The 23,114-nt window shown below is 62.2% G+C and carries 20 protein-coding genes; 15 read left to right on the top strand and 5 right to left on the bottom strand.

Features of this window, described 5'->3' with window-relative positions; genetic code table 11:
• Positions 1-330: 330 nt before the first annotated feature.
• The 6 genes from cysS to cimA all read left to right on the top strand — a co-directional run bounded on the left by cysS (position 331) and on the right by cimA (position 6,200).
• On the top strand, positions 331-1,806 hold the full coding sequence (cysS, locus tag ACSQ26_RS13565; protein ID WP_436009576.1) for a cysteine--tRNA ligase: 1,476 nt from the start codon (positions 331-333) through the stop codon (positions 1,804-1,806).
• A gap of 157 nt (positions 1,807-1,963) precedes the next feature.
• Entirely contained in the window at positions 1,964-2,434 is a 471-nt protein-coding gene (locus tag ACSQ26_RS13560; RefSeq protein WP_436009574.1) for a GFA family protein, read from the top strand.
• Between the two features lie 14 nt (positions 2,435-2,448).
• Entirely contained in the window at positions 2,449-2,967 is a 519-nt protein-coding gene (locus ACSQ26_RS13555) for a GFA family protein (RefSeq protein WP_436009572.1), read from the top strand.
• On the top strand, positions 2,964-3,452 hold the full coding sequence (locus ACSQ26_RS13550; protein WP_436009570.1) for a GFA family protein: 489 nt from the start codon (positions 2,964-2,966) through the stop codon (positions 3,450-3,452). The genes ACSQ26_RS13555 and ACSQ26_RS13550 overlap by 4 nt, the downstream gene beginning before the upstream one ends.
• The gene (gene pip, locus ACSQ26_RS13545) at positions 3,449-4,402 is read left to right on the top strand and encodes a prolyl aminopeptidase (protein WP_436009568.1); all 954 of its coding nucleotides are present in this window, start codon (positions 3,449-3,451) and stop codon (positions 4,400-4,402) included. Before ACSQ26_RS13550 ends, pip begins: the two co-directional genes overlap by 4 nt.
• A 178-nt stretch (positions 4,403-4,580) precedes the next feature.
• The gene (gene cimA / locus ACSQ26_RS13540; RefSeq protein ID WP_436009566.1) at positions 4,581-6,200 is read left to right on the top strand and encodes a citramalate synthase; all 1,620 of its coding nucleotides are present in this window, start codon (positions 4,581-4,583) and stop codon (positions 6,198-6,200) included.
• Positions 6,201-6,238: 38 nt separating this feature from the next.
• On the opposite strand, the gene ACSQ26_RS13535 is transcribed toward cimA, so the two are convergent.
• The 4 genes from ACSQ26_RS13535 to ACSQ26_RS13520 form a co-directional block, all read right to left on the bottom strand.
• On the bottom strand, positions 6,239-6,712 hold the full coding sequence (locus ACSQ26_RS13535; protein ID WP_436009564.1) for a hypothetical protein: 474 nt from the start codon (positions 6,710-6,712) through the stop codon (positions 6,239-6,241).
• Positions 6,691-7,419, bottom strand: a complete 729-nt coding sequence (locus tag ACSQ26_RS13530) for a hypothetical protein (protein ID WP_436009562.1) — start codon at positions 7,417-7,419, stop codon at positions 6,691-6,693. The genes ACSQ26_RS13535 and ACSQ26_RS13530 overlap by 22 nt, the downstream gene beginning before the upstream one ends.
• 142 nt (positions 7,420-7,561) lie before the next feature.
• Positions 7,562-8,596 carry an aldo/keto reductase gene (locus ACSQ26_RS13525; RefSeq protein ID WP_436009560.1) on the bottom strand — a complete coding sequence of 345 codons (1,035 nt, stop codon included), beginning with the start codon at positions 8,594-8,596 and terminating at the stop codon, positions 7,562-7,564.
• A gap of 26 nt (positions 8,597-8,622) precedes the next feature.
• Positions 8,623-9,795: an MFS transporter gene (locus ACSQ26_RS13520; protein ID WP_436009558.1), complete on the bottom strand. Its 1,173-nt coding sequence runs from the start codon at positions 9,793-9,795 to the stop codon at positions 8,623-8,625.
• Between the two features lie 103 nt (positions 9,796-9,898).
• Here ACSQ26_RS13520 and ACSQ26_RS13515 point away from each other — a divergent pair, with 103 nt between their 5' ends.
• On the top strand, positions 9,899-10,804 hold the full coding sequence (locus tag ACSQ26_RS13515) for a LysR family transcriptional regulator (RefSeq protein ID WP_436009556.1): 906 nt from the start codon (positions 9,899-9,901) through the stop codon (positions 10,802-10,804).
• A gap of 101 nt (positions 10,805-10,905) precedes the next feature.
• Positions 10,906-11,823 (top strand): EamA family transporter RarD, encoded by a 918-nt coding sequence (rarD, locus tag ACSQ26_RS13510; RefSeq protein ID WP_436009554.1) that lies wholly within the window; start codon positions 10,906-10,908, stop codon positions 11,821-11,823.
• A gap of 16 nt (positions 11,824-11,839) precedes the next feature.
• Here rarD and ACSQ26_RS13505 read toward each other — a convergent pair whose 3' ends face one another.
• Entirely contained in the window at positions 11,840-12,454 is a 615-nt protein-coding gene (locus ACSQ26_RS13505) for a TIGR00730 family Rossman fold protein (RefSeq protein WP_436009552.1), read from the bottom strand.
• A gap of 160 nt (positions 12,455-12,614) precedes the next feature.
• Between ACSQ26_RS13505 and ACSQ26_RS13500 the strand changes: the two genes are divergently transcribed.
• From ACSQ26_RS13500 to ACSQ26_RS13470, 7 genes are all read left to right on the top strand, one after another.
• A complete protein-coding gene (locus ACSQ26_RS13500; RefSeq protein ID WP_436009550.1) occupies positions 12,615-15,044 on the top strand; it encodes a LysM peptidoglycan-binding domain-containing protein in 2,430 nt (809 codons plus the stop codon).
• A gap of 124 nt (positions 15,045-15,168) precedes the next feature.
• Positions 15,169-17,058 (top strand): ABCB family ABC transporter ATP-binding protein/permease, encoded by a 1,890-nt coding sequence (locus tag ACSQ26_RS13495; RefSeq protein WP_436009548.1) that lies wholly within the window; start codon positions 15,169-15,171, stop codon positions 17,056-17,058.
• A gap of 92 nt (positions 17,059-17,150) precedes the next feature.
• Positions 17,151-18,203, top strand: a complete 1,053-nt coding sequence (locus ACSQ26_RS13490) for a hypothetical protein (protein ID WP_436009546.1) — start codon at positions 17,151-17,153, stop codon at positions 18,201-18,203.
• Between the two features lie 104 nt (positions 18,204-18,307).
• Positions 18,308-19,711, top strand: coding sequence for a DNA repair protein RadA (radA, locus tag ACSQ26_RS13485; protein WP_436009544.1), 1,404 nt, complete (start codon positions 18,308-18,310; stop codon positions 19,709-19,711).
• Positions 19,712-19,804: 93 nt separating this feature from the next.
• The gene (locus ACSQ26_RS13480; RefSeq protein WP_436009542.1) at positions 19,805-20,443 is read left to right on the top strand and encodes a CvpA family protein; all 639 of its coding nucleotides are present in this window, start codon (positions 19,805-19,807) and stop codon (positions 20,441-20,443) included.
• 292 nt (positions 20,444-20,735) lie between these two features.
• Positions 20,736-22,232 (top strand): amidophosphoribosyltransferase, encoded by a 1,497-nt coding sequence (gene purF / locus ACSQ26_RS13475; protein WP_436009540.1) that lies wholly within the window; start codon positions 20,736-20,738, stop codon positions 22,230-22,232.
• Between the two features lie 80 nt (positions 22,233-22,312).
• Positions 22,313-23,050: an SDR family NAD(P)-dependent oxidoreductase gene (locus tag ACSQ26_RS13470; RefSeq protein WP_436009538.1), complete on the top strand. Its 738-nt coding sequence runs from the start codon at positions 22,313-22,315 to the stop codon at positions 23,048-23,050.
• The last annotated feature ends 64 nt before the right edge of the window (positions 23,051-23,114 follow it).

The raw sequence follows: 23,114 nt of genomic DNA, 5'->3' as shown, positions 1-23,114 counted from the left end.
GATCTGTGAACTGTTCCCGAAGGTCTTTTATGCCGCTTGGATTTGGACGAAACCATGACGGCGGGATAAAAATCCGGGTTGAGATCACCATGAACGTGCGGCCCAGGAAAATCTGTTACCGAAGTGACACACAATCTACGGCGGCGGTCTTGACCGAAACTGAAGAAAGCGCGATACAACACGCATGAAAACGATGATCTGCATTTGCCGGAACATTATTCGCTAGCCCAAAAGCTGGCCCGGCCGTTTTCGTCTCCTGACATGACAAGAGCTCAAAACGCCCCGGCCGACCGGGTGATGAAGTTTGGCATGGATATTTGGGAGTGACTGATGGGTGCGACCCCCGAGCTCAGGTTCTACAACACGCTCACGCGCGAAAAAACGGCGTTCACGCCGATCGACGCTAATAATGTGCGCATGTATGTCTGCGGCCCCACCGTCTATGATTTCGCCCATATCGGCAATGCGCGCCCGGCCATCGTCTTCGACGTGCTCTTCCGGCTGCTCAGGCATGTCTACGGCGCCGATCACGTCACCTATGCGCGGAACATCACTGACGTCGATGACAAGATCAACGCGCGTGCCTTGCGCGACTACCCCGGCATGGAGCTCAATGCCGCGATCCGGCTGGTGACGGAAAAGACCTATGATCAGTACCAGAAGGATGTAAAGGCACTCGGCTGCCTGGAGCCGACGGCCCAGCCGCGCGCGACCGAGCATATCGGCAAGATGGTGGAGATCAACCAGCGCCTGATCGATCGTGGCCACGCCTATGTCGCCACCGGAGCCGAGGGCAGGGAAGTGCTGTTTTCCACCGGCTCGATGGCGGACTATGGCCAGCTCTCGAAGCGCAAGCTCGAGGACCAGCAGGCCGGCGCCCGCGTGGCTGTCGAGGCGCACAAGAAGAACCCGGCCGACTTCGTGTTGTGGAAGGAATCCGCCGCCGACCAGCCCGGCTGGCCGGCCGAGCATGTCGTGGATGGCGAAAAGATCGCGATCTACGGCCGCCCCGGCTGGCATATCGAATGCTCGGCCATGTCCGAGGTCCATCTCGGCGAGGTCTTCGACATCCATGGCGGCGGGCTCGACCTGATCTTCCCGCACCACGAAAACGAGATCGCTCAATCCCGTTGCGCCTATGGGCACGACGTGATGGCCAATGTCTGGATGCACAACGGCTTCCTTCAGGTCGAAGGCAGGAAGATGTCGAAGTCCGAGGGCAATTTTGTCACCATCCATGAACTGCTGGAGACGGAGACGTTCGGCGGGCGGAAGTGGCCGGGCGAGGTGCTGCGGCTGGCCATGCTCATGACGCATTATCGGGAGCCGATTGATTTCTCGATCAAGCGGCTCGAGGAGGCATTCGCGATAATCGATCACTTGGCGACAATCTCAAGTCCCTACACTGCTCGGATGCCCGATCCTGAGTTTGTAAAGTTTCTAACCGAGGATTTGGATACACCCGGCGCGATCAAGCACATGCAGCGACTGAGAGAGGGGATTCTGAAGGGGCAATCCGGAAACTTCGGTAGTCGTCTCAGATTCTGCCTCGATCTTTTCGGCATTCCATATTTCAGTGCTGCCGCGTGGGCCCAACGCAAGGCTGAGGCGTTTAATCTGAATTTAGAATTGTTCGTGCCGGACATCCAAAAAGCGATTTCCGAACGCCTCGAACTCTTTAAGGCCAAGAACTTCGCCGAAGCCGACAAAATCCGTGACGACCTGCTCTCCAAAGGTATCCAGCTCAAGGACGGCAAGGATCCGGCGACTGGGGAGCGTGTGACGACATGGGAGGTGAAGCGGTGAACGGTTTGCATCTTGATACCCCCCTCTGCCCTGCCGGGCATCTCCCCCTCAAGGGGGGAGATTGGATGTGGCGCGGCCGCGAGTCTCCAATCTCCCCCCTTGAGGGGGAGATGTCACGAAGTGACAGAGGGGGGTGCGCCCCGAATGGAGGCCGCCGATGACCATCGACCAGCCCATGTCCGGCGGTTGCCAATGCGGCGCGGTACGCTTCACCGCCGGCAAGCTCGGCCGGCCCTCGATCTGCCATTGCCGCATGTGCCAGAAGGCGTTTGGGGGCTTCTTCGGGCCGCTGGTCACCGCTGATCCGGCGCATCTCGAATGGACGCGCGGCGCGCCGACGTTGTTCCGCTCCTCGGCGAAGATCTGGCGCGGCTTCTGCGCCAAATGCGGCACGCCTTTGACCTATCAGATGAGGGAGGGCGTCGAACTTGCGATCGGCGCCTTCGACCATCCCGAACTACTGGAGCCGCAAATCCAGGTCAACCACAAGAAGCGGCTGCCGTGGATCGACCATCTGTTCGGCCAGCCGGCGCTCGACAATCCCGAAGTGGAGGCCGCCCACGCGGCGATCGAGAGTTGGCAGCACCCCGATCACGATACCGACAAATGGCCGGAGGATGAGACGTGAAAAAGACCCCGCCCATGTCTGACCATATCTACACCGGCGGCTGCCAATGCGGCGCGATCCGCTTCCGGGTCGAGGGCGAGCTCAAGGATCCCTCCATCTGCCATTGCCGGATGTGCCAGAAGGCGTTCGGGAATTTCTACGCGCCGCTGGTTTCGGTCAACCACGTCAAATTCGGCTGGACGTGTGGGCGGCCGAAATATTTCCACTCGTCCAACCACGTGAAGCGCGGCTTCTGCGAGAATTGCGGCACGCCGCTGACCTATGAAGCGCCGGACGGCACAGGGCTGGCGATCGGCGCCTTCGACGAGCCCGGCCGGCTGCCGCCGCTCACCCAGTTCGGTGTCGAGGCCAAGATCGCCTATGTCGACCATCTCCATGAACTGCCGGAGCGGGATACGATGGACGACCTCGAGGCGGCGCCCTTCCTGGCCGATATCGTCAACTACCAGCATCCCGACCACGACACCAAGGACTGGACGGCGAGACCCGCGGATGAACCCGGTCACTGGCGTCCGACGGAGCAGGGCGTATGAGCTTCGCCGGCGGATGCCAGTGTGGCGCAGTGCGCTACCGGGCGGCGAAGGCGCCGGCCGAGCCGCATCTCTGCCATTGCCGCATGTGCCAGAAGGCGGCCGGCAACTATTTCATGCCGCTCGGAGGCGTGATGCACGAGGATTTCGAGATCACGCGCGGCGAGGTGGCTTATTTCCACTCGTCCGATATCGTGCGGCGCGGCTTTTGTGCCCGCTGCGGAACGCCGCTGATCTATGAAACGATCGGCGGGGAGCATGTGGCGATCACGCTGGGCTCACTCGACCGGCCAGAGGATGTGCAGCCGATCGCGCATTCCGATGCCTATGCCCGCATGCCGTGGTTCGAGGCACTTTTCAGTCTGCCGAATGAAGGCGCGAAGGACGCGACCGACAGCGGCGGCGAACGCTACCAAATGATCCGCAATACCAATCACCAGCATCCGGACCATGACACATCCGTCTGGCCCGAGGAGAAAACAGCATGACACTGCGCACGCTCTATCCCGAAATCGAAGCCTACGAGACCGGCTTCCTCGACACCGGCGACGGACATTCGATCTACTATGAGCGTTCCGGCACCAAGGGTGCGAAGCCTGCCGTCTTCCTGCACGGCGGCCCCGGCGGCGGCTTCTCGGCCAAGCATCGGCAACTGTTCGACCCCAAGCTCTATGACGTGATGCTGTTCGACCAGCGCGGCTGCGGCAAATCCACGCCGAATGCCTCGCTTGAGAACAACACGACCTGGCATCTTGTCGAGGATATCGAGAAGCTCAGGCAGACGATGGGCGTCGACAAATGGCTGGTCTTCGGCGGTTCATGGGGTTCGACGCTGGCGCTCGCCTATGCCGAAAAACATCCCGAGCATGTCAGCGAACTCGTGGTGCGCGGCATCTACACGCTGACCAAGGGTGAGCTCGACTGGTATTATCAGTTCGGCGTCTCCGAGATGTTTCCGGACAAGTGGGAGCGTTTCCTCGCGCCGATTCCCGAGGATGAGCGCCACGACATGATGGGCGCATACCGCAAGCGGCTGGTGGGCACCGATCGCCAGAAACAGGTCGAAGCAGCCCGCGCGTGGAGCCTCTGGGAAGGCGAGACGATCACGCTGCTGCCCGAGCCCGAGACCTCGGACAAGTTCGGCGAGGATGATTTCGCCGTGGCCTTTGCCCGCATCGAGAACCATTATTTCGTCCACGCCGGCTGGATGGATGAGGGGCAATTGCTGCGCGATGCGCATATCCTTCAAGACATTCCGGGCACGATCGTGCACGGTCGCTACGACATGCCGTGCCCGGCGAGATATGCCTGGGCGCTGCACAAGGCATGGCCAAGAGCCGATTTCCGGCTGATCGAGGGCGCGGGGCACGCCTATTCGGAGCCGGGGATTCTCGACGCGCTGATCAAGGCGACGGATAAGTATGCGGGGAAGGTGTGAGTGTGAGCCCGTGGCGCACCCCCCTCTGTCGCCTTGCGACATCTCCCCCTCAAGGGGGGAGATCAGAAGAGTGCGGGACGGCGCCACATCCAATCTCCCCCCTTGAGGGGGAGATGCCCGGCAGGGCAGAGGGGGGTAACCCCGATGAAGTAAGTACGCATAAGGCTGGAGCCTGACGATGACACGCGAACGCATCTACCTCTTCGACACCACTTTGCGCGACGGGCAGCAGACGCCCGGCGTGGATTTCTCGGTCGAGGACAAGATCGCCATTGCCGCCATGCTGGATGAGTTCGGTCTCGATTATGTCGAGGGCGGATACCCCGGCGCGAACCCGACCGACACCAAGTTCTTCGAGAAGAAAGCCACCAAAAAGGCATCCTTCGTCGCCTTCGGCATGACCAAGCGCGCCGGAATCTCCGTGTCAAACGATCCCGGCATGGCCTTGCTTTTGCAGGCGAAATCGGATGCGATCTGTTATGTCGCCAAGAGCTGGGACTATCACGTCAAGGTCGCACTCGGCTGCACCAACGAGGAAAATCTCGAAAGCATTCAGGAGTCGGTGAAGGCGGCGATCGGCGCCGGCAAGGAGGCGCTGGTCGATTGCGAGCATTTCTTCGACGGCTATAAAGCCAATCCGGATTACGCGCTGGCCTGCGCGACGACCGCGTATCAGGCGGGCGCCCGCTGGGTCGTGCTCTGCGACACCAATGGGGGCACTCAGCCGTCCGAGGTGCGCGACATCGTCTCGGCGGTCATCGCTTCAGGTGTGCCGGGCGATCATCTCGGCATCCATGCGCACAACGACACCGGCCAGGCGGTGGCCAATTCGCTGGCCGCGATCGAGGCCGGCGTGCGCCAGGTACAGGGCACGCTCAACGGCATCGGCGAGCGCTGCGGCAATGCCAACCTGGTGACTGTTATCCCGACGCTGGTGCTGAAGCCCGCCTTCAACACCCGTTTCGAGACGGGCATCGACGCCGAGAAGCTGCAGGGCCTGACCCAGCTCGCGCATTCCTTCGACGAATTGCTCAACCGCTCGCCCGACCATCAGGCGCCCTATGTCGGTGCCTCGGCCTTTGCGACAAAGGCCGGCATCCATGCCTCTGCGCTGCTCAAGGACCCGCGCACCTATGAGCACGTGCCGCCGGAAACAGTGGGCAATTTGCGCAAGGTCATGGTGTCGGACCAGGGCGGCAAGTCGAATTTTATCAATGCGCTCAAGCGGCGCGGCATCGTGGTCTCCAAGGACGATCCGAAGCTCGATCACCTGATCTCGATCGTCAAGGAACGCGAGGCGACCGGCTATGCCTATGAGGGCGCGGATGCGAGCTTCGAGATGCTGGCGCGCCGCACGCTCGGCTCGGTGCCGGAATTCTTTGCCGTGGAAGGCTTTCGCGTGATGGTCGAGCGCCGTTTCGACGCCAATGGTAATCTCAAGACCGTGTCGGAAGCGGTGGTGAAGGTGGAAATCGACGGCGAAATGATGATGTCGGTGGCCGAAAGCGTTCACGGCCCGGTCAACGCACTCGACATCGCACTACGCAAGGACCTCGGCAAATACCAGGCCGAGATCGGCGATCTCGAACTGGTGGACTTCAAGGTGCGCATCCTCAACGGCTCGACCGCGGCGATCACCCGCGTGCTCATCGAATCCACCGATGGCACCGGCGCGCGCTGGTGGACGGTGGGTGTGTCGGACAATATTATCGACGCATCGTTCCAGGCGCTGATGGACAGTATCATTTATAAGCTGATGAAGAACCGGGACCAAGCGGGGCTGATTGCGGCGGAGTGATCAGCGCCGCATGCCCGCGATCAAACAACGCCGCCGATTCACAGCAGCAGTATCTTCTTGACGACCGACCAGATCTCCTTGAGCGGCAGGACGGTGGCCGCGACGATGGCGAATGGCAGCAGCGCGGCGAGGCCGACCGGCACGAGTGCGGATCTCGATAGAAGCATCGTCGATTGCTTGCCCACGGTGGCATATTGCTTCGACGGGTCGTCCACATCCTCGGTTTCCTGTGCTTCCGTCTCGCTGTTGGCAGCGATGTTCTCGCCGAGCAGCTTTCGCTCCGCCATCCGGAAAAACGTCGTGGCTTGCGCCGAGAGCCGCACGAGGGTCGTCTGCCGCAATTCGAACAGCGGCAATGAGAAGGCCGAGAGCGGATAGCCGAAGATGACAAGTACCAAGGCGAGCCAGACGCTCATGACGACCGTCAGTATGGTTGGCGTCAAGCCCTCGTTCAACTGATGCTTGGCGAGCGCCGCCGCCAGGGCAACGCTCATGCCGAAGACGAACAGCATATACGCATTCGGATAGGTCGACAGGAAACCGAGGCCGGCCTTGCCATCGTGGATACGAGGCGGAGGTCGAGCCTTGCTATCCGTCTGAGAAGCAATGCCCAGACGAAATGTCGCCAGAGGCCGCGGGTCAGCAGAAATACGAACATCGGCTGGCTGAAGACGAGTGTCCACCAGCCGGCGAGCGTCACGTGCTTGCCATCGGGTAACACCGTGACCGCCCAATCGGAGACATCCGCCTGGTGAAGCCTGGTGAAGGCAGCCAGGGAGAAGAGGGCGGCGATGATCAGGCAGGCGATCTCGGCGGAAAACGAATTGCGCCGCCGCAAGGCCCGATTGACCGCTGTGACGGCATTGCTGATCGACGTCTTCGCGATGAGCCGCGACGTCTGGAATTGCAGCAGCCTGTCGCGCAAGCCCATTTCGACCTGCGCTTCCGCCAGCACGAAAGCCGCGATCGCGAAGAGAAACCGCGCCCAGGTACCGGGATCGCTGAGATAGCGATGGCCGGTGCTGTCTACGGACAGGCTTCCGGGAAGCGCAAGCAGGAAGGGTACCACGAAGGCAAGGGCGACATAGAGTGCCGCGCGCCGGCCCGCATGGAGCGAGTTCTTCCGCAGCAGGCCAAGCCTGTACTGGAGTTCGTAGAACGGCCCGCCGCGGAAGGCCAGATATTCCGGCAGTGCCTTGGGTTCTGAGATATCTACCATGGCCCACCCCCTGACGACCATCTTGAATGTATACTATCAAGAGCCTGTAACAACCAGAAGTCAAGGCGGGGCTGACATCGCCCGGATCGCGGGGAGGCGCCCCGGCGTTGTCGCAGCAGCCGGGGTCGAAGCTTTGCCTATCTCAAACCACCGGCGGGTTCAGCCGCGCAAAACCCTCCTGTCGATGATACGGGAAACGCGGATAAGGCGCCGTCACCGCGCTGGCCTTGTCCAGCCGCGCGATCTGCTCAACCGTCAGCGTCCAGCCGATGGCGCCGAGGTTCTGGCGCAGTTGCTCCTCATTGCGGGCGCCGATGATCACGGAGGAGACCGTCGGTCGGGTGGTGAGCCAGTTGAGCGCCACCTGCGGCAGGGTCTTGCCGGTCTCGGCGGCTACTTCGTCCAGCGCATCGACGATATCGTAGAGCTTTTCATCATCCACAGGCGGGCCGAAGCTTGCGGTGTCATTGAGGCGGCTGCCTGCGGGCAGGGGCTGGCCACGGCGGATTTTTCCGGTCAGTCTACCCCAGCCGAGCGGGCTCCAGACCAGTGCGCCGAGGCCCTGGTCGAGGCCCAGCGGCATCAGGTCCCATTCGTAATCGCGGCCGACCAGGGAATAGTAGACCTGGTTGGCGACGTGGCGGGGCCAGCCGTGCTTGTCGGCGCTGGCGAGCGACTTCATGATCTGCCAGCCGGAGAAATTGGAGACGCCGACATAGCGGACCTTGCCGGATTGCACGAGTGTGTCGAGGGTCGCGAGCACCTCTTCCACAGGCGTGAAGGCATCGAAGGCATGCAGTTGCAGGAGATCGATATGGTCGGTGCCGAGGCGGCGGAGCGCGTCTTCCGTCGCCTTGATCAGGCGCGGGCGCGAGGAGCCGGCGTCGTTGGGACCGTCGCCCATCGGCAGCGAGGTCTTGGTCGAGATCAGCACCTGGTCGCGGCGGCCCTTGATCGCCTCGCCGAGAACCTCTTCGGACGCACCGTTCGAATAGACATCCGCTGTATCGAAGAGATTGACGCCGGCTTCGAGGCAGATGTCGACCAGGCGGCGGGCCTCCGCCGCATCCGAATTGCCCCAATGGCCGAAAAGCGGGCCGGAACCGCCGAACGTGCCGGCACCGAAGCTGAGGACGGGGACGTTGAGGCCCGAGGCCCCGAGACGACGATATTCCATGGCTTTTGTCCTTGTGATGAGTGACGTTATTCGGCGGCGGCCGGAGTCAACCGGCTGCGTTCGCTACGTAGGGCAACGACCGTGATAGCGATCGCTGCGAGCGGGAAGGCAGCGGCGACGAGCGGCGTATAGGCAAGGCCGGGACCGTGTTCGATGGTCATGCCACCTGCCCAGGCGCCGATCGCATTGCCGAGATTGAAGGCGGCGATGTTCAGACTGGAGGCGAGGCTCTGGCCGGCACCTTCGGCCTTTTGCAGCACCCAGATCTGCAGCGGCGCGACGGTCGCAAAGGCGGTGGCGCCGAGCAGGCCGGCGAAGACGATGGCTGCGATTTTGTCATGCAACGCGAAGGTCATCAGGCCGAGTGTGAGCGTCAGTGCGATCAGCGTGCCGAAGATGGCACTGACGATATTGCGGTCGGCAAGCTTGCCGCCCAGCAGGTTGCCGAGAACCAGGCCGCCGCCGAAGACCAGCAGGACCGGTGAGACGGCGGCATCGGAGAATCCGGTGATCTCTGTCAGTGCCGGGGCGATATAGGTGAAGACGGCGAAGACGCCGCCATAGCCGAGCACCGTCATGGCGAGCCCGAGCAGGACCGGGCCGCGCGCCATGGCACGAAGATCGGCGCGCCAGTCGCTGGCTTCGGGCGCGGATTTGTCCTTGGGAACGAAGGCGGCGATGATGGCCAGCGCCAGGATGCCGATGGCCGTCACGGCCCAGAAGGTGGTGCGCCAGCCGAACTGCTGGCCGAGCCAGGTGCCGGCGGGAACACCGAGGATATTGGCGACGGTGAGGCCGGTGAACATCACGGCAATCGCGGTTGCCTTCTTGTCGGGCGCGACGAGATTGGTGGCGACGACCGAGCCGACGCCGAAGAACGTGCAATGCGCAAGCGCGGTCAACAGGCGCGCGGCCATCAGCAGTTCATAGGTCGGCGCCAGCGCACAGGCGAGGTTGCCAAGCGTAAAGATCGCCATCAGGCCGATTAGTACGCTCTTGCGCGGCCAGCGGCTGGTCAGCGCGGTCAGCAGCGGCGCGCCGACGACGACGCCGAGCGCATAGCCCGAGATCAGCAGTCCGGCCATGGCGATAGTGACGTTGAGGTCCTGGCTGACATCGATGAGCAGGCCCATGATGACGAATTCGGTGACGCCGATGCCGAAGGCGCCGGCGGTGAGGGCATAGAGAGCAAGAGGCATGGTGGGCACTCGGCGAAAGATTGATGATGGCGCTGAGATAGACACTGCATTGCTTGTGAACTAGAATGCGCTAGGGAAAAGGATTTGTGAGTTCAATTCAAGAATGACGCGCATCGACATCAACCGCTCCGGCGAAATGGAAGTCTTCACCCGCGTCGTCGAACTCGGTGGTTTCTCGGCGACGGCGCGCGAACTGCGCATGACGCCTTCGGCGGTCAGCAAGCTCCTCAGCCGGCTCGAAGCACGGCTCGGCACGCGGCTGGTCAACCGCACGACGCGCAAGCTCGAACTGACGCCGGAGGGCGCGGTGTTCAATGAGAAGGCATTGCGGATCTTGGCCGATATGGAGGAGGCGGAGAGCAGTGCCGCCTCAGTCGATCAGCCGGTCGGAAAGATCAGGATCAATACCAGCGCTTCCTACGGCACGCATATCCTGGCGCCGATTCTCGGCGGGTTCCTCGCGCGCTACCCCGGCACGTCGGTCGATCTCATCCTGACGGACAAGATCGTCGACCTCGTGGCGGATCGCACCGATATCGCCATCCGCGCCGGCGAACTCACTAGCTCGACGCTGCTTGCCCGCAAGCTCGGCGACACCCGGCTGATGGTGGTCGCTTCGCCTGATTACCTCGCTCGCGCCGGCCACCCCAGGACGCTCGCGGAAGTCAACAAGCTGAATCGGCTGGGCTTCAGCTATGTCAGGCATTCCGAGGGCTGGCGCGTTGAGGAGCACGGCGCGAGCGAGTTGATCTCGGCCAAGTCGAGGGTGCAGGCCAGCGAAGGCGAGGCGTTGCGGCACCTGGCGCTCAACGGCCTCGGCATGGCGCGGCTTGCGGCATTCTGCGTTCGATCCGACATGGCGGCGGGGCGGCTGGTGGAAGTCCTGCCCGAGCGAATGGTCGCGGAGACCGAGGCTTTCCACGCCGTCTATGTCGGGCAGGGCGGCCCTTTGCCGGCGCGCGTTCGGGTCATGCTCGATTATCTGGCGGAGCATGGCCGGGTCGAGTAAGGCCGACGTTCACTTTCCATATCTTGATTCAGCCATCAGCCGAATGAATTGGTCGACTGACCGAGGATAACGTAAACCGCCGCTTTCGGAGGAATGCTGATATGGCGGCGACGGATTCGGCTCAAAAGCCGGTGATCGGCAATGAAGACACGACCGCCGGCTTTGCCTATGCGACCGCTGTGTACCTGCTCTGGGGTGCTCTGCCGCTCTATCTCAAGATGGTCAGCCACATTCCCGCGATGGAGGTCGTCGCCCACCGGATCATCTGGTCGCTGCCGATTGCTGCGGCCGCCCTGATGCTGCGGGGGCGGCTGGGCGATATCTGGCCGATGATCCGCAGCCCGCGAAAGCTCGCCATGGGCATGCTGACCGCTTCGCTGATCACGGCCAACTGGTTGACCTATGTCTATGCGATCGGCTCGGGCCATACGGTCGAGGCGGCGCTCGGCTATTATATCAATCCGCTGATCTCGGTGATCATCGCGGCAGTGGTCCTCAAGGAGCGGCTCAAGCCCGGGCAGATGGTCGCTGTCGGCTTTGCCGTCGTCGCGGTGGCGATCCTCGCCTGGGACGCGGGCGGCCTGCCATGGATCTCGCTGACGCTCGCCATCACCTGGGGCTTTTATGCATTGGCGCGCAAGGCACTGCCGCTCGGGCCAAATCAGGGCTTCTTCCTGGAAGTGCTGATCCTCACCGTGCCGGCGCTTGGCTATGTCATTTATGTCGAGCGTGTGGGGATCGGCCATTTCCTCGGCGCCTTCGACGCCAACGATACCTGGCTGCTGATGTTCGCTGGCGTGGCGACCGCCGTGCCGTTGATGCTCTACGCCAATGCGGCAAAGCTGCTGAGGCTCTCGACGATCGGCATCATGCAATATATCGCGCCGAGCTTCGTGTTCCTGATCGCGATCTTCATCTTCAAGGAGCCCTTCGGCTCGACCAAGCTCATCGCCTTCTGCTTCATCTGGGCAGCGCTGGTGATCTATTCGGTCTCGATGTACCGCGGCCGCGCCCGTTAGACCTGAAGCGCTCTCATTACATCTTCTCAAGTACGGCCGAGTCGCCCTCGCTCGCGGTCTTCGCGGCTTTGATAACAGCGGGCACGATCTCGTTGACGTCGTCGATGATCAATGGCTTGACGAGATGGGCGGTGTGGATGAAGCCCTCGCCCGACATGTGCTTGAGGAGTTCCATCATCGGATTCCAGAAGCCGCCGATATTGGCGAAGACCATCGGCTTGCGGTGGCGGCCGAGTTGGCCCCAGGTCATGATCTCGACGATCTCCTCCAGCGTGCCGATGCCGCCGGGCAGAGTGACGAAGGCGTCCGAATGCTCGAACATCTTGTGCTTGCGCTCATGCATGTCGCGGGTGACGATCAGTTCGGAGAGCGCGCCGAGCGAATGCTTCGACGCTTCCTTGTCCATCAGGAATTCCGGGATAATGCCGGTTACATGGCCACCGTTCGAAAGAACTCCTGATGACACGGCGCCCATGATGCCGCGCGTGCCGCCGCCATAGATCAGTCTGAGGCCATGTTCAGCAATGGAACGGCCGAGCGCGCGGCCCGCTTCCATATAGGCGGGATCGCGTCCCGGCTGGGAGCCGCAATAGACACAAATGGATCGAATCGGGATTTTTTTGTCTGACATGAGCCGAGATGACAAAGACCGCGCCCGTCCGTCAAGGTAAATACCATTAAAATGCCTGAGATTACGGGCATAATGGGCCTAAATGCTTGAGAAGCGCAGGTAAAAACGTTAGCAGTCAGGGAGGGGTTTTGGCGGGATTCTCACCGCCCGGAGATAGAATATGAAAAGAAGCGGCGCCATCGGGGTGGTAGTGGCAGTTCTCGCAGTGGCGGCACTGCTGATGTATTTTGTTGTCATGCCGCAAATGAAGGGCAGCAAGACCGTCGAGGACATTGCCAAGAAAGCCGGCGACACCGTTGAACAGGCCAAGAATGCCGTCAACGATGCCGGCAAGCAGGTCGAGGACGTCGCCAAGGGCACCGAAGAGGCCAAGGCCGCCTTTGTCTCCAAGATGGCGCGGCTGAAGGCCGATACCGAGGCCGCGACCGGGGAATTGCAGACGCTGCTGGACAAGGGTACGCCGACTGCCGAAGCGATGGCCGCCGCCAAGGCGAAGATCGAAGCCGCGCTGAAAGAGGCGAGCGACGTCAAGCTTCCCGAAGGCGTGGATGCCGCGACGGTGGCATTGGCCGGCAAGGCGAGCGAGAGCGCCAAGGCAGCGCTTGCGACACTTGAGAAACTGCCTGCCGATCCCGCCGCCGCCAAGGCTGCGATCGCCGACCTGAAGGCGAACATCGAATCGGCCTTGCCGGGCGATACAGCCAAGCCTGCCGACGCAGCAAAGGACAGCACCGAAACGGCCAAGTTGACGCCCGATACGACGAATGCGGACGGTGCCAAGCAGGAAACCAACCCGGCGGTTCCTTCTTTCGATATCCTGCGCGTCGAGAAGGATGGTTCGACGCTGATCGCGGGCCGCGCCGAAGCCGGCGCCAAGGTCGACATCGTCGATGGCGACAAGTTGATCGCATCCACGCAGGCCGACGATACCGGCGCGTTTGTCGCCGTGCTCGACAATCCGCTGGCCTCGGGCGACCATTCGATCGTGCTGAAGACAACGTCCAAGGACGGCAAATCCAACGCTTCGCAGGAAATCGCCACGGTCTCCGTTCCCAAGGACGGCAAGGGCGAGTTGCTCGCCATGGTGACCAAACCGGGCGAAGCATCCAAGATTCTCACTATGCCCGAGGCGGACAAGACGACGGAAGTCGCCGCCAACAAGGGCGTGACGACGGAGCCGGCGAAGGCTACCGATGGCACTGTCGCGACGCCGGACCTTCCCGCGCTGTCGACCGAGATCGCGCAAAATCCGCCCGTTGTCGCAACCGAAGACAAGGCGAAATCTGAAGCGCAGGAAGTGGCAAAGGCCGATAACGCGACGCCGGTCGAAAGCGCCGCCAAGACCGCCGAACCCGCAGCAGCACCGGAAGTCTTGGTCAGCGCGGTGGAGTTCGAAGGCGACAAGATCTTCATCGCCGGCAATACCAGGGCCGGGGCGACTGTTCGCGTCTATGCCGACGACAAGATCGTCGCGGAGGTCGAGGCCAATGAGAACGGCGGTTTCGTGGCCGATGCCAGGATGCCGCTCGCCGTGGGCAATCACACGATCCGCGCCGATGTGCTGAGCAAGGACGGCGCGAAGGTCGAGTTCCGGGCTTCGGTTCCGTTCTTCCGGCCCGAGGGCGATCTTGCCGTCGTCGCCAGCAAGGAACCGGCGAAGGACGCGGCTACGGCCGTCGAGCCCAATGCCAACGACGCTCTCGACACGGCGCGCGACGAGGCCGGCAAGGCGCTGGGCCTCCTCAAGGACCTTTATGCCGACGGAAAGACGCCGACGGCTGAAGAACTCGCGGCCGCGCGCTCCTCGACCGAGATCGCACTGAAGCGCCTGTCCGAAGTGCGCGTCGCCGAAAACGCCGATGCGGCGCTTGCCGAAATGGCAAAGACCGTATCGCAGCAGGCCGAGAAGGCTCTCACGACACTCAAGGCGCTGCCGCAGGATCCCTCTGCCGTCAAATCGGCGCTGGGTTCGATCGAGCAGGGCGTCAGCTCCGCGCTCAAACCGGCCACCGAACTTGCGGCCAATATCACAATCAAGGAACCGGTCGCAGCCAAGCCCGCCGATGTCACGGCGTCCAAGGACACGACGAGCGCGCCGGAAGACGGTTCGGTGGCATCCGACGCCGCCCAGCCGGGCGAAGTCAACGATCTCAAGAAAAAGGATACGCTGACCGCTTCCGAGGCCGCCAAGGACGACGCAACCAAGGACAAATCCGCCGATACCGCGACGACTGCGGTCAGCAACACCGCCGATGGCTCGGCTTCATCGACCGGGACGGAGGATGTGGCAGGCAAGCCTGCGCCGGACGCCACGCAGGAAGTCGCGACCGGCGACCAGCCGAAGGTCATCGAACAGGCGCCTCTCACGCAGAGCGATGCGTCTTCGGTGATCATCCGCCGCGGCGACACGCTCTGGCAGATTTCACGCCGCGTCTACGGCAAGGGTGTCCGCTACACCACGATCTATGTCGCCAACCAGGCGCAGATCACCGATCCGGACCGGATCATGCCGGGCCAGGTCTTCTCCATGCCGGGCAAGTGGCTGGATAATGCCGAGGAGCTCCACAAGGAGCGCCTGCACAAAAAGTGACCCGGCAATTAATTTCGGCTTCTCGGTTGCGGATGCGTGGCCGGAAACCTATCTGACAGGGACTATCGCGGCGGTCCGGGGCGGATCGCCGCGCCTCATTTTGATCGACTTCCGGTGAACCCCCATGGCATCCGACGACAAAACCGTCTCCGCGGAATCGGGCAAGACGCTTCAAACCATCTATAATCTCTGGCCCTATATGTGGCCGGCGGACAGAATGGACCTGAAGATGCGAGTGGTCTGGGCCACGTTCTATCTTCTCCTGTCCAAGATCATCCTGCTTAGCGTTCCCTATTTCTTCAAATGGTCGACGGATGCGCTGAACGGCAGGATGGACGCAGTGGGCCTGCTGCCCACCTTCATGCTCGGCGCACTGATGCTGGTGATCGCCTATAATGTGGCGCGGCTGGTGCAATGGGGCCTCAACCAGCTGCGCGACGCAATGTTTGCCAGCGTCGGCCAATATGCGGTGCGCCAGCTCGCCTTCAAGACCTTCGTCCATCTGCACAGGCTGTCGCTGCGCTTCCATCTCGAGCGCCGCACCGGTGGCCTGTCGCGCGTCATCGAGCGCGGCACCAAGGGCATCGAGACGATCGTCCGCTTCACGATCCTCAACACCTTCCCGACCCTGATCGAATTCGTGCTGACGGCGGCGATCTTCTGGTGGGGCTACGGCTTTTCCTATCTCGGCGTCACGGCCTTCACGGTGTGGATCTACATCTGGTTCACCATCCGGGCCAGCGACTGGCGGATCAACATCCGCCGCGACATGAACGATTCCGACACCGACGCCAATACCAAGGCGATCGACTCGTTGCTCAACTTCGAGACTGTCAAATATTTCGGCAATGAGGACATGGAAGCCCGCCGCTTCGACCAGTCGATGGCGCGCTATGAGAAATCCGCGACCCAGGTCTGGACCTCGCTCGGCTGGCTGAACTTCGGCCAGGGCGTCATCTTCGGCATCGGCACGCTCGTCATGCTGGTCATGTCGGCGCTCGCCGTGCAGAATGGCACCCAGACGATCGGCGACTTCGTCTTCATCAACGCCATGCTGCTGCAACTTTCCGTGCCGCTCAACTTCATCGGCTTCGTCTATCGCGAAATCCGCCAGGGCCTTACCGATATCGAGCAGATGTTCGATCTTCTCGAAGTCGATGCCGAGATCGAGGACGCACCGGATGCTAAGGAATTGGTCGTCGCCAAAGGCGCGATCTCGTTCAGGGACGTGCATTTTTCCTATGATCCCGCGCGGCAGATCCTCAAGGGCATCTCCTTCGACGTGCCGGCGGGGCATACGGTCGCCGTCGTCGGGCCGTCGGGCGCAGGCAAATCCACGATTTCGCGGCTTCTCTACCGCTTCTACGACGTGCAGAAGGGCTCGATCACCATCGACGGTCAGGATGTGCGCGGCGTGACGCAGAAGTCGTTGCGATCGGCCATCGGCATGGTGCCGCAGGATACGGTGCTGTTCAACGACACGATCGCCTATAACATTCGCTACGGCCGGCCATCCGCCACGGAGGCCGAGGTCGAGCAGGCGGCCGAAATCGCCCAGATCGGCAAATTCATCGACAGCCTTCCCGAGGGCTACAAGTCGATGGTCGGCGAGCGTGGCCTGAAACTCTCGGGCGGCGAGAAGCAGCGCGTGGCGATCGCCCGCACCATTCTGAAATCACCGCCAATCTTGATCCTCGACGAGGCGACCTCGGCGCTCGATACCCATACTGAACAGGAAATCCAGTCGGCGCTCGATGTCGTTTCCAAGAACCGCACGACGCTGGTCATCGCCCACCGGCTCTCGACCGTGGTCAATGCCGACGAAATCATCGTGCTGAAGGACGGCGGCATCGCCGAACGCGGCAAGCACGCAGACCTTCTCGAACATAACGGCCTCTACGCCCAGATGTGGAGCCGCCAACGCGAGGCGAGCGAGGCCGAGGAGAAGCTCAAGAAGGTGCGCGAGGAAGACGATCTCGGCGTGATCGACAGACGTGCGCCGGCGGCGGAGTGAGGGCCGCCAGGCCGCTTGAGTCCAAGCTTGTTCGTCCGGTGGCGGATAGGGTCGCGACCCTTCCGCAACCGATATGATGAGCGAGCACACACATGGCCTATATGCCGACGGCGAACGAGACAGGGACGGGCATTCGCAGGGAACTGGCCGGAGGTGAGGACGTTTTCATCGCTCGCGGGCTTTTGGTCAGCTCTTCCGACAATTATGCCATCCTCAGCACAGGCGGCTTTTCGGCGATCAATGTACAGGGCACGGTCAGCGCACTGCATTCGGCGATCCGCCTAGGTGACGATCCGGCGGGCAATCCCGGCAATTCCGTTTTGGTTGGCAGGGACGGATGCGTCGCGAGCCTCGGCCAGAATTACGCCATCGATCTGCAGGGCACGCTTGCACGCATCACCATCAGAGGCGAAGTCTGGGGCTCCAACTTCGGGATCAGCATGGGCGGCGATTCCGAGACCGACGAATCTGTACTCGTCAATTCTGGGAGTATCCGCGCCGAGTGGACGGCAGTCCGGCGCACGGGCGACGAGGACTTCGTCTTGCGCAACAGCGGCGAAATCGTCGGTGGCTTCGAAGGTGATTCATTTTGGAGCGATGGCGCAAGCCAAGACAGGATAATCAACACTGGCATCATGAGCGGCAACATCGGTCTTGGTGCAGGAAACGACATCCTCGACAGCCGGGAGGGGCTGGTGGAAGGTTTCGTTGAGGGACGGGGAGGTGCGGATCAATTGCTCCTCGGCGCTGGCGGGCTGGGCAATGACACTTTGCGCGGTGGCGCCGGTGCCGACAGTTTCATCTTCGACAGTCCGCTGGACGGAGCGCCGAACGTCGATCGTATCCTCGACTTCAATGTGCGGGACGACACGATCGAACTGGGCAATATAGCCTTCCAAGCGATGGGTCTCGGCTCTCTCGGCAGGGCGAACTTCGCGGCCGGTGCGAGCGGCAAGGCTCTGGATGCCGACGACCGCATCATCTACGATCGCGACAGCGGATGGCTGCTACACGATGCCGACGGCAAGGGCGGCGGTGACGCCGTGCATTTCGCGACCATCGGCAAGAACCTTAACCTCGATCACCGCGATTTCCTGGTCTTCGATCAAGCCCCCTCATTGGCGGAGAGATCCTGGGAGGTGTAGCGAGCAGCGTCTGGCCGCGCGGGGTTGCCTGTTTGTTCTCTTTCGTTTATGCCGTGAGTCCTGCCCGCCGCGCTTCCTGCGGCGTGACGAGGATTGCTAGCCGCATGGCCAAAACCCGCACCCAATTCATCTGCCAGAACTGCGGCACCGTTCATTCCCGCTGGGCGGGCAAGTGCGATGGCTGCGGCGCCTGGAATACGATCATCGAGGAGGACCCGACCTCGGGTATCGGCGGTGGGCCGGTGCGGGCGCCGAAGAAGGGCAGGCCGGTGGTTCTGACCACGCTCGATGGCGAGATCGAGGAAGCGCCGCGCATCGAATGCGGCATTTCCGAATTCGACCGGGCGACGGGCGGCGGTTTCGTGCGGGGATCAGCGCTGCTGGTCGGCGGCGATCCTGGTATCGGCAAGTCTACGCTCCTGATGCAGGCGGCGGCGGCATTGTCGCGTAAGGGCCATCGCGTCATCTATGTCTCGGGCGAGGAGGCGATTGCTCAGGTGCGCCTGCGTGCCCAGCGCCTGAGTGCAGCCGATGCGGGCGTGCTGATCGCTGCGGAGACCAATGTCGAGGACATCCTCGCCACGCTCGCCGAGGGCAAGCGGCCGGACCTCGTCATCATCGATTCCATCCAGACGCTCTGGAGCGACATGGCGGAAGCCGCTCCCGGAACAGTCACCCAAGTGCGCGTCGGCGTGCAGGCGATGATCCGTTTCGCCAAACAGACCGGGGCGGCCATGGTGCTGGTCGGCCATGTCACCAAGGATGGCCAGATCGCCGGACCTCGCGTCGTCGAGCACATGGTCGATGCCGTGCTCTATTTCGAGGGCGATCGCGGGCATCACCATCGTATCATGCGTACGGTCAAGAACCGCTTCGGGCCGACCGACGAGATCGGCGTGTTCGAAATGTCCGACAAGGGCCTGCGCGAGGTCACCAATCCCTCGGCACTTTTCCTTGGCGAGCGCAATGCCAAGTCGCCCGGGGCGGCGGTCTTCGCCGGTGTCGAGGGCACGCGGCCGGTGCTCGTGGAGGTGCAGGCACTGGTGGCGCCGACCTCGCTCGGCACGCCGCGACGTGCCGTGGTCGGCTGGGATTCGAGCAGGCTTGCCATGATCCTCGCGGTGCTGGAGGCCCATTGCGGCGTCCGGCTCGGCAGCCACGACGTCTATCTCAACGTCGCGGGCGGCTACCGCATCTCCGAACCCGCCGCCGATATTGCGATTGCGGCGGCGCTCGTTTCTTCACTCGCCTCTCTTGCTCTTCCGCATGATTGCGTCTATTTCGGCGAAATCAGCCTGTCTGGCGCGGTGCGCCCGGTGGGTCATACGGGGCTCCGCCTTAAAGAAGCCGAGAAATTGGGCTTTCAGACCGCGGTCCTGCCGACCGGTTCGGCGGAACTGCCAAAGGGGCTTTCGGGCCGCTGGACGCAGATCGAAAGCCTGACCGACCTGGTCGCACGGATCGCCGGCTCGAAACAAGTGGGCCGTGCGGCAAACGACATGGATTAGGCTTTCGCGTTAGCGGTGCCGGATGCTATATGGGCGCGCGTGGTAAGAGTTTGTTAACGGTAGGATATGTCCCACCGTTTTGTGGAGAGATAGATGCCCATTACTGCTTTTGATGGTATTGTTCTTGCTATTGCACTGTTTTCCGCCGTTCTCGCCATGGTGCGCGGCTTTTCCCGCGAAGTTCTCTCCGTCGTCAGCTGGTTCGGCTCGGCCTATGCCGCCTACAAGCTTTACCCTTACGGCCTGCCTTACGCGAAGAATTTCATCGCCGACGAGAAGTTCGCCATCATCGCTTCGGCCGCCGCGATCTTCCTGATCGCGCTGATCGTCATCTCCTTCATCACCATGCGCATCGCCGATATGATCATCGACAGCCGCATCGGGGCGCTCGATCGCACGCTGGGCTTCATTTTTGGTGCCGCGCGCGGTATCCTCATCGTCGTCGTTGCGGTACAGTTCTACAATGAATGGGTGCCGCCGGAGAAGCATCAGGCCTGGATAGCCGGCTCAAAGTCCAAGCCCTTTCTCGACGATCTCGGGGAGAAGCTGAAGAATGCGCTGCCGGAAGACGTCGCCGCCCTTCTCCGCAAGAAGATCGAAGAGAAGATGAACGACGCCAACGGCAAGGATAATACGGCCACGCCGCCTGCCGATACATCGACCGATACGGCACCCGCCGAGCAGCCGACGGATACGGCACCGGCCGAGGAGCAGACGACGCCGCAGCAGTAAAAATTCTGTTGGGGCAGGGAGGACTGAGGTTTCCATACGGAGCGGTCTGAAGACGCCGGGCCGTATGGATGAAGGTGACGACATCGGACCATTCGGCCGGCGTTGCACTTCAGCAGACACGATGTCTTCCGGTCCACGGACCGAGGCTGAATTCGGCCAGATCGAGTGATTGAAAATGCGGGCAACGAGGCCCATATTTCCGGTTCATTCGAGCCTCCGGATCCGCCTCGGAAAATGGGTCGCTCGACGGGTCCTGACCCTAGTTTCCCACGAGCCAAAGGCCGTAAATCCGATGAACGACACCGCCTCTCGCAAGGTCAATGACGATATCGATGGTGACACCCTTCATGAAGAATGCGGGGTGTTCGGCATTTTGGGGCACAGCGATGCCGCGGCGCTGACGGCGCTCGGCCTGCACGCGCTCCAGCATCGCGGGCAGGAAGCGGCCGGCATCGTCACCTTCGACGACAAGGGCAAGCAGTTCCATACCGAAAAGCGCATGGGGCTGGTAGGCGACCATTACACGGACCCGGCGACGCTGGCGAAGTTACCCGGCGAAATGGCGATCGGCCATACCCGCTATTCGACCACCGGCGAAGTGGCGTTGCGCAACGTGCAGCCGCTTTTCGCTGAACTCGAGGTCGGCGGCATCGCCATTGCCCACAATGGCAATTTCACCAACGGACTGACGCTTCGCCGCCAGATCATCTCCACCGGCGCCATCTGTCAGTCGACATCGGATACCGAAGTCGTGCTGCACCTGATCGCACGCTCCAAGCACCCGTCGTCCTCCGACCGCTTCATCGACGCGATCCGGCAGATGGAAGGTGGCTACTCCATGCTGGCCATGACCCGCACCAAGCTGATCGCGGCGCGCGACCCGATCGGCATCCGGCCGCTGGTGATGGGCGAACTCGACGGCAAGCCGATCTTCTGCTCGGAAACCTGCGCGCTCGACATTATCGGCGCGAAATATGTCCGCGATGTTGAGCATGGCGAAGTCATCATCTGCGAGCTCCAACCGGATGGCTCGGTGCTGATCGATTCCCGCAAAGCCTCCAATCCGAAGCCCGAGCGGCTCTGCCTGTTCGAATATGTCTATTTCGCCCGGCCCGACTCTGTTGTCGGCGGGCGCAGCGTCTATGTCGCGCGCAAGAACATGGGCATGAATCTGGCCAAGGAGGCCCCGGTCGACGGGGACGTCGTCGTTCCGGTGCCCGATGGCGGCACGCCGGCTGCACTCGGCTATGCCCAGCAGAGTGGCATCCCGTTCGAATATGGCATTATCCGCAACCACTATGTCGGACGCACCTTCATCGAGCCGACCCAGTCGATCCGCGCCTTCGGCGTCAAGCTCAAGCATTCGGCCAACCGGGCAATGATCGAGGGCAAGCGGGTGATCCTGGTCGATGACTCGATCGTCCGCGGCACGACCTCGCTGAAGATCGTCCAGATGATCCGCGATGCCGGCGCCAAGGAAGTGCATATCCGCGTCGCCAGCCCGATGATCTATTATCCGGATTTCTACGGCATCGACACGCCCGACGCCGACAAGCTGCTGGCCAATCAGTATGCCGATGTGAACGACATGGCGAAATATATCGGCGCCGACTCGCTGGCTTTCCTATCGATCGATGGCCTCTACCGGGCAGTCGGCGGCGAGGAAAGAAATAACGCACGGCCGCAATTCACCGATCACTATTTCACCGGCGACTATCCGACGCGTCTTCTCGACAAGGACGGCGAGGCCGTGGGCGGCAAGCTTGCGGTCATCGCCAGCAACGGCTGATAGGGTCGTCGTTGGGTTAGGGGACGAACGAAGGGCGGTGGCCCTTCGTTTCATGAGAACAGCATGGATCAGGGCACTTCATGAGTATCAATCTCAGCGGCAAAATCGCGCTTGTCACCGGCGCTTCGCGCGGCATCGGCTATTTCACCGCGCTTGAACTGGCGAAGGCCGGCGCCCACGTCGTGGCTTGCGCCCGCACCGTCGGCGGGCTGGAAGAGCTTGACGATGCAATCCAGAAGGCGGGCGGCAGCGCCACGCTGGTGCCTTTCGATCTCGCCGATATGGGCGCGATCGACGGCCTAGGCGGCGCGATCTTCGAACGCTGGGGCAAGCTCGACATCCTGATCGCCAATGCCGGCATTCTCGGCACCATTTCACCGATCGGCCATGTCGAGGCCAAGACGTTCGAAAAGGTCATGACCATCAACGTGACCGCCACCTGGCGGCTGATCCGCTCGGTCGATCCCCTGCTGCAGAAATCGGATGCGGGCAGGGCGCTGATCCTGTCCTCTGGCGCCGCCCACAAATGCCGGCCGTTCTGGGGTCCGTATTCCGCCTCGAAGGCGGCGGTGGAGGCGCTCGCGCGCACATGGGCGGGCGAGACGAACCGCCTGCCGCTCCGCATCATAAGCGTCGATCCCGGCGGTACCCGCACCGCCATGCGCGCCAAGGCTTTCCCCGGCGAGGATCCCGATACGCTGCCGCATCCCTCGGAAGTCGCGCGCGAACTCGTGAAGCTCACTGGCCCAGATATGCGTGAGACGGGTAAACTTTATATCGTCAGGGAAAAGCGCTTCGGCGATTATGTGATGCCGTAACGCGCGCCGGCGTGCGCGCTCTTCAACTTGTGCCATAGTTTGGATACAAGCAATCGGTACGAGC

It is taken from the genome of Rhizobium sp. LjRoot254 (assembly GCF_964254105.1).
Lineage (GTDB): Bacteria > Pseudomonadota > Alphaproteobacteria > Rhizobiales > Rhizobiaceae > Rhizobium_E.
This window is presented reverse-complemented; position numbering and strand designations above follow the sequence as displayed.

Coding starts and splice junctions, on each gene's coding strand:
- ACSQ26_RS13560 (WP_436009574.1), top strand. CDS start 1,964: ATGACCATCGACCAGCCCATGTCCGGCGGTTGCCAATGCGGCGCGGTA.
- ACSQ26_RS13525 (WP_436009560.1), bottom strand. CDS start 8,596: ATGGAATATCGTCGTCTCGGGGCCTCGGGCCTCAACGTCCCCGTCCTC.
- ACSQ26_RS13505 (WP_436009552.1), bottom strand. CDS start 12,454: ATGTCAGACAAAAAAATCCCGATTCGATCCATTTGTGTCTATTGCGGC.
- ACSQ26_RS13480 (WP_436009542.1), top strand. CDS start 19,805: ATGCCCATTACTGCTTTTGATGGTATTGTTCTTGCTATTGCACTGTTT.
- radA (WP_436009544.1), top strand. CDS start 18,308: ATGGCCAAAACCCGCACCCAATTCATCTGCCAGAACTGCGGCACCGTT.
- ACSQ26_RS13495 (WP_436009548.1), top strand. CDS start 15,169: ATGGCATCCGACGACAAAACCGTCTCCGCGGAATCGGGCAAGACGCTT.
- pip (WP_436009568.1), top strand. CDS start 3,449: ATGACACTGCGCACGCTCTATCCCGAAATCGAAGCCTACGAGACCGGC.
- ACSQ26_RS13520 (WP_436009558.1), bottom strand. CDS start 9,795: ATGCCTCTTGCTCTCTATGCCCTCACCGCCGGCGCCTTCGGCATCGGC.
- ACSQ26_RS13555 (WP_436009572.1), top strand. CDS start 2,449: ATGTCTGACCATATCTACACCGGCGGCTGCCAATGCGGCGCGATCCGC.
- ACSQ26_RS13490 (WP_436009546.1), top strand. CDS start 17,151: ATGGCCTATATGCCGACGGCGAACGAGACAGGGACGGGCATTCGCAGG.
- purF (WP_436009540.1), top strand. CDS start 20,736: ATGAACGACACCGCCTCTCGCAAGGTCAATGACGATATCGATGGTGAC.
- ACSQ26_RS13500 (WP_436009550.1), top strand. CDS start 12,615: ATGAAAAGAAGCGGCGCCATCGGGGTGGTAGTGGCAGTTCTCGCAGTG.
- ACSQ26_RS13550 (WP_436009570.1), top strand. CDS start 2,964: ATGAGCTTCGCCGGCGGATGCCAGTGTGGCGCAGTGCGCTACCGGGCG.
- ACSQ26_RS13515 (WP_436009556.1), top strand. CDS start 9,899: ATGACGCGCATCGACATCAACCGCTCCGGCGAAATGGAAGTCTTCACC.
- ACSQ26_RS13470 (WP_436009538.1), top strand. CDS start 22,313: ATGAGTATCAATCTCAGCGGCAAAATCGCGCTTGTCACCGGCGCTTCG.
- ACSQ26_RS13535 (WP_436009564.1), bottom strand. CDS start 6,712: ATGCTGTTCGTCTTCGGCATGAGCGTTGCCCTGGCGGCGGCGCTCGCC.
- ACSQ26_RS13530 (WP_436009562.1), bottom strand. CDS start 7,419: ATGGTAGATATCTCAGAACCCAAGGCACTGCCGGAATATCTGGCCTTC.
- cimA (WP_436009566.1), top strand. CDS start 4,581: ATGACACGCGAACGCATCTACCTCTTCGACACCACTTTGCGCGACGGG.
- rarD (WP_436009554.1), top strand. CDS start 10,906: ATGGCGGCGACGGATTCGGCTCAAAAGCCGGTGATCGGCAATGAAGAC.
- cysS (WP_436009576.1), top strand. CDS start 331: ATGGGTGCGACCCCCGAGCTCAGGTTCTACAACACGCTCACGCGCGAA.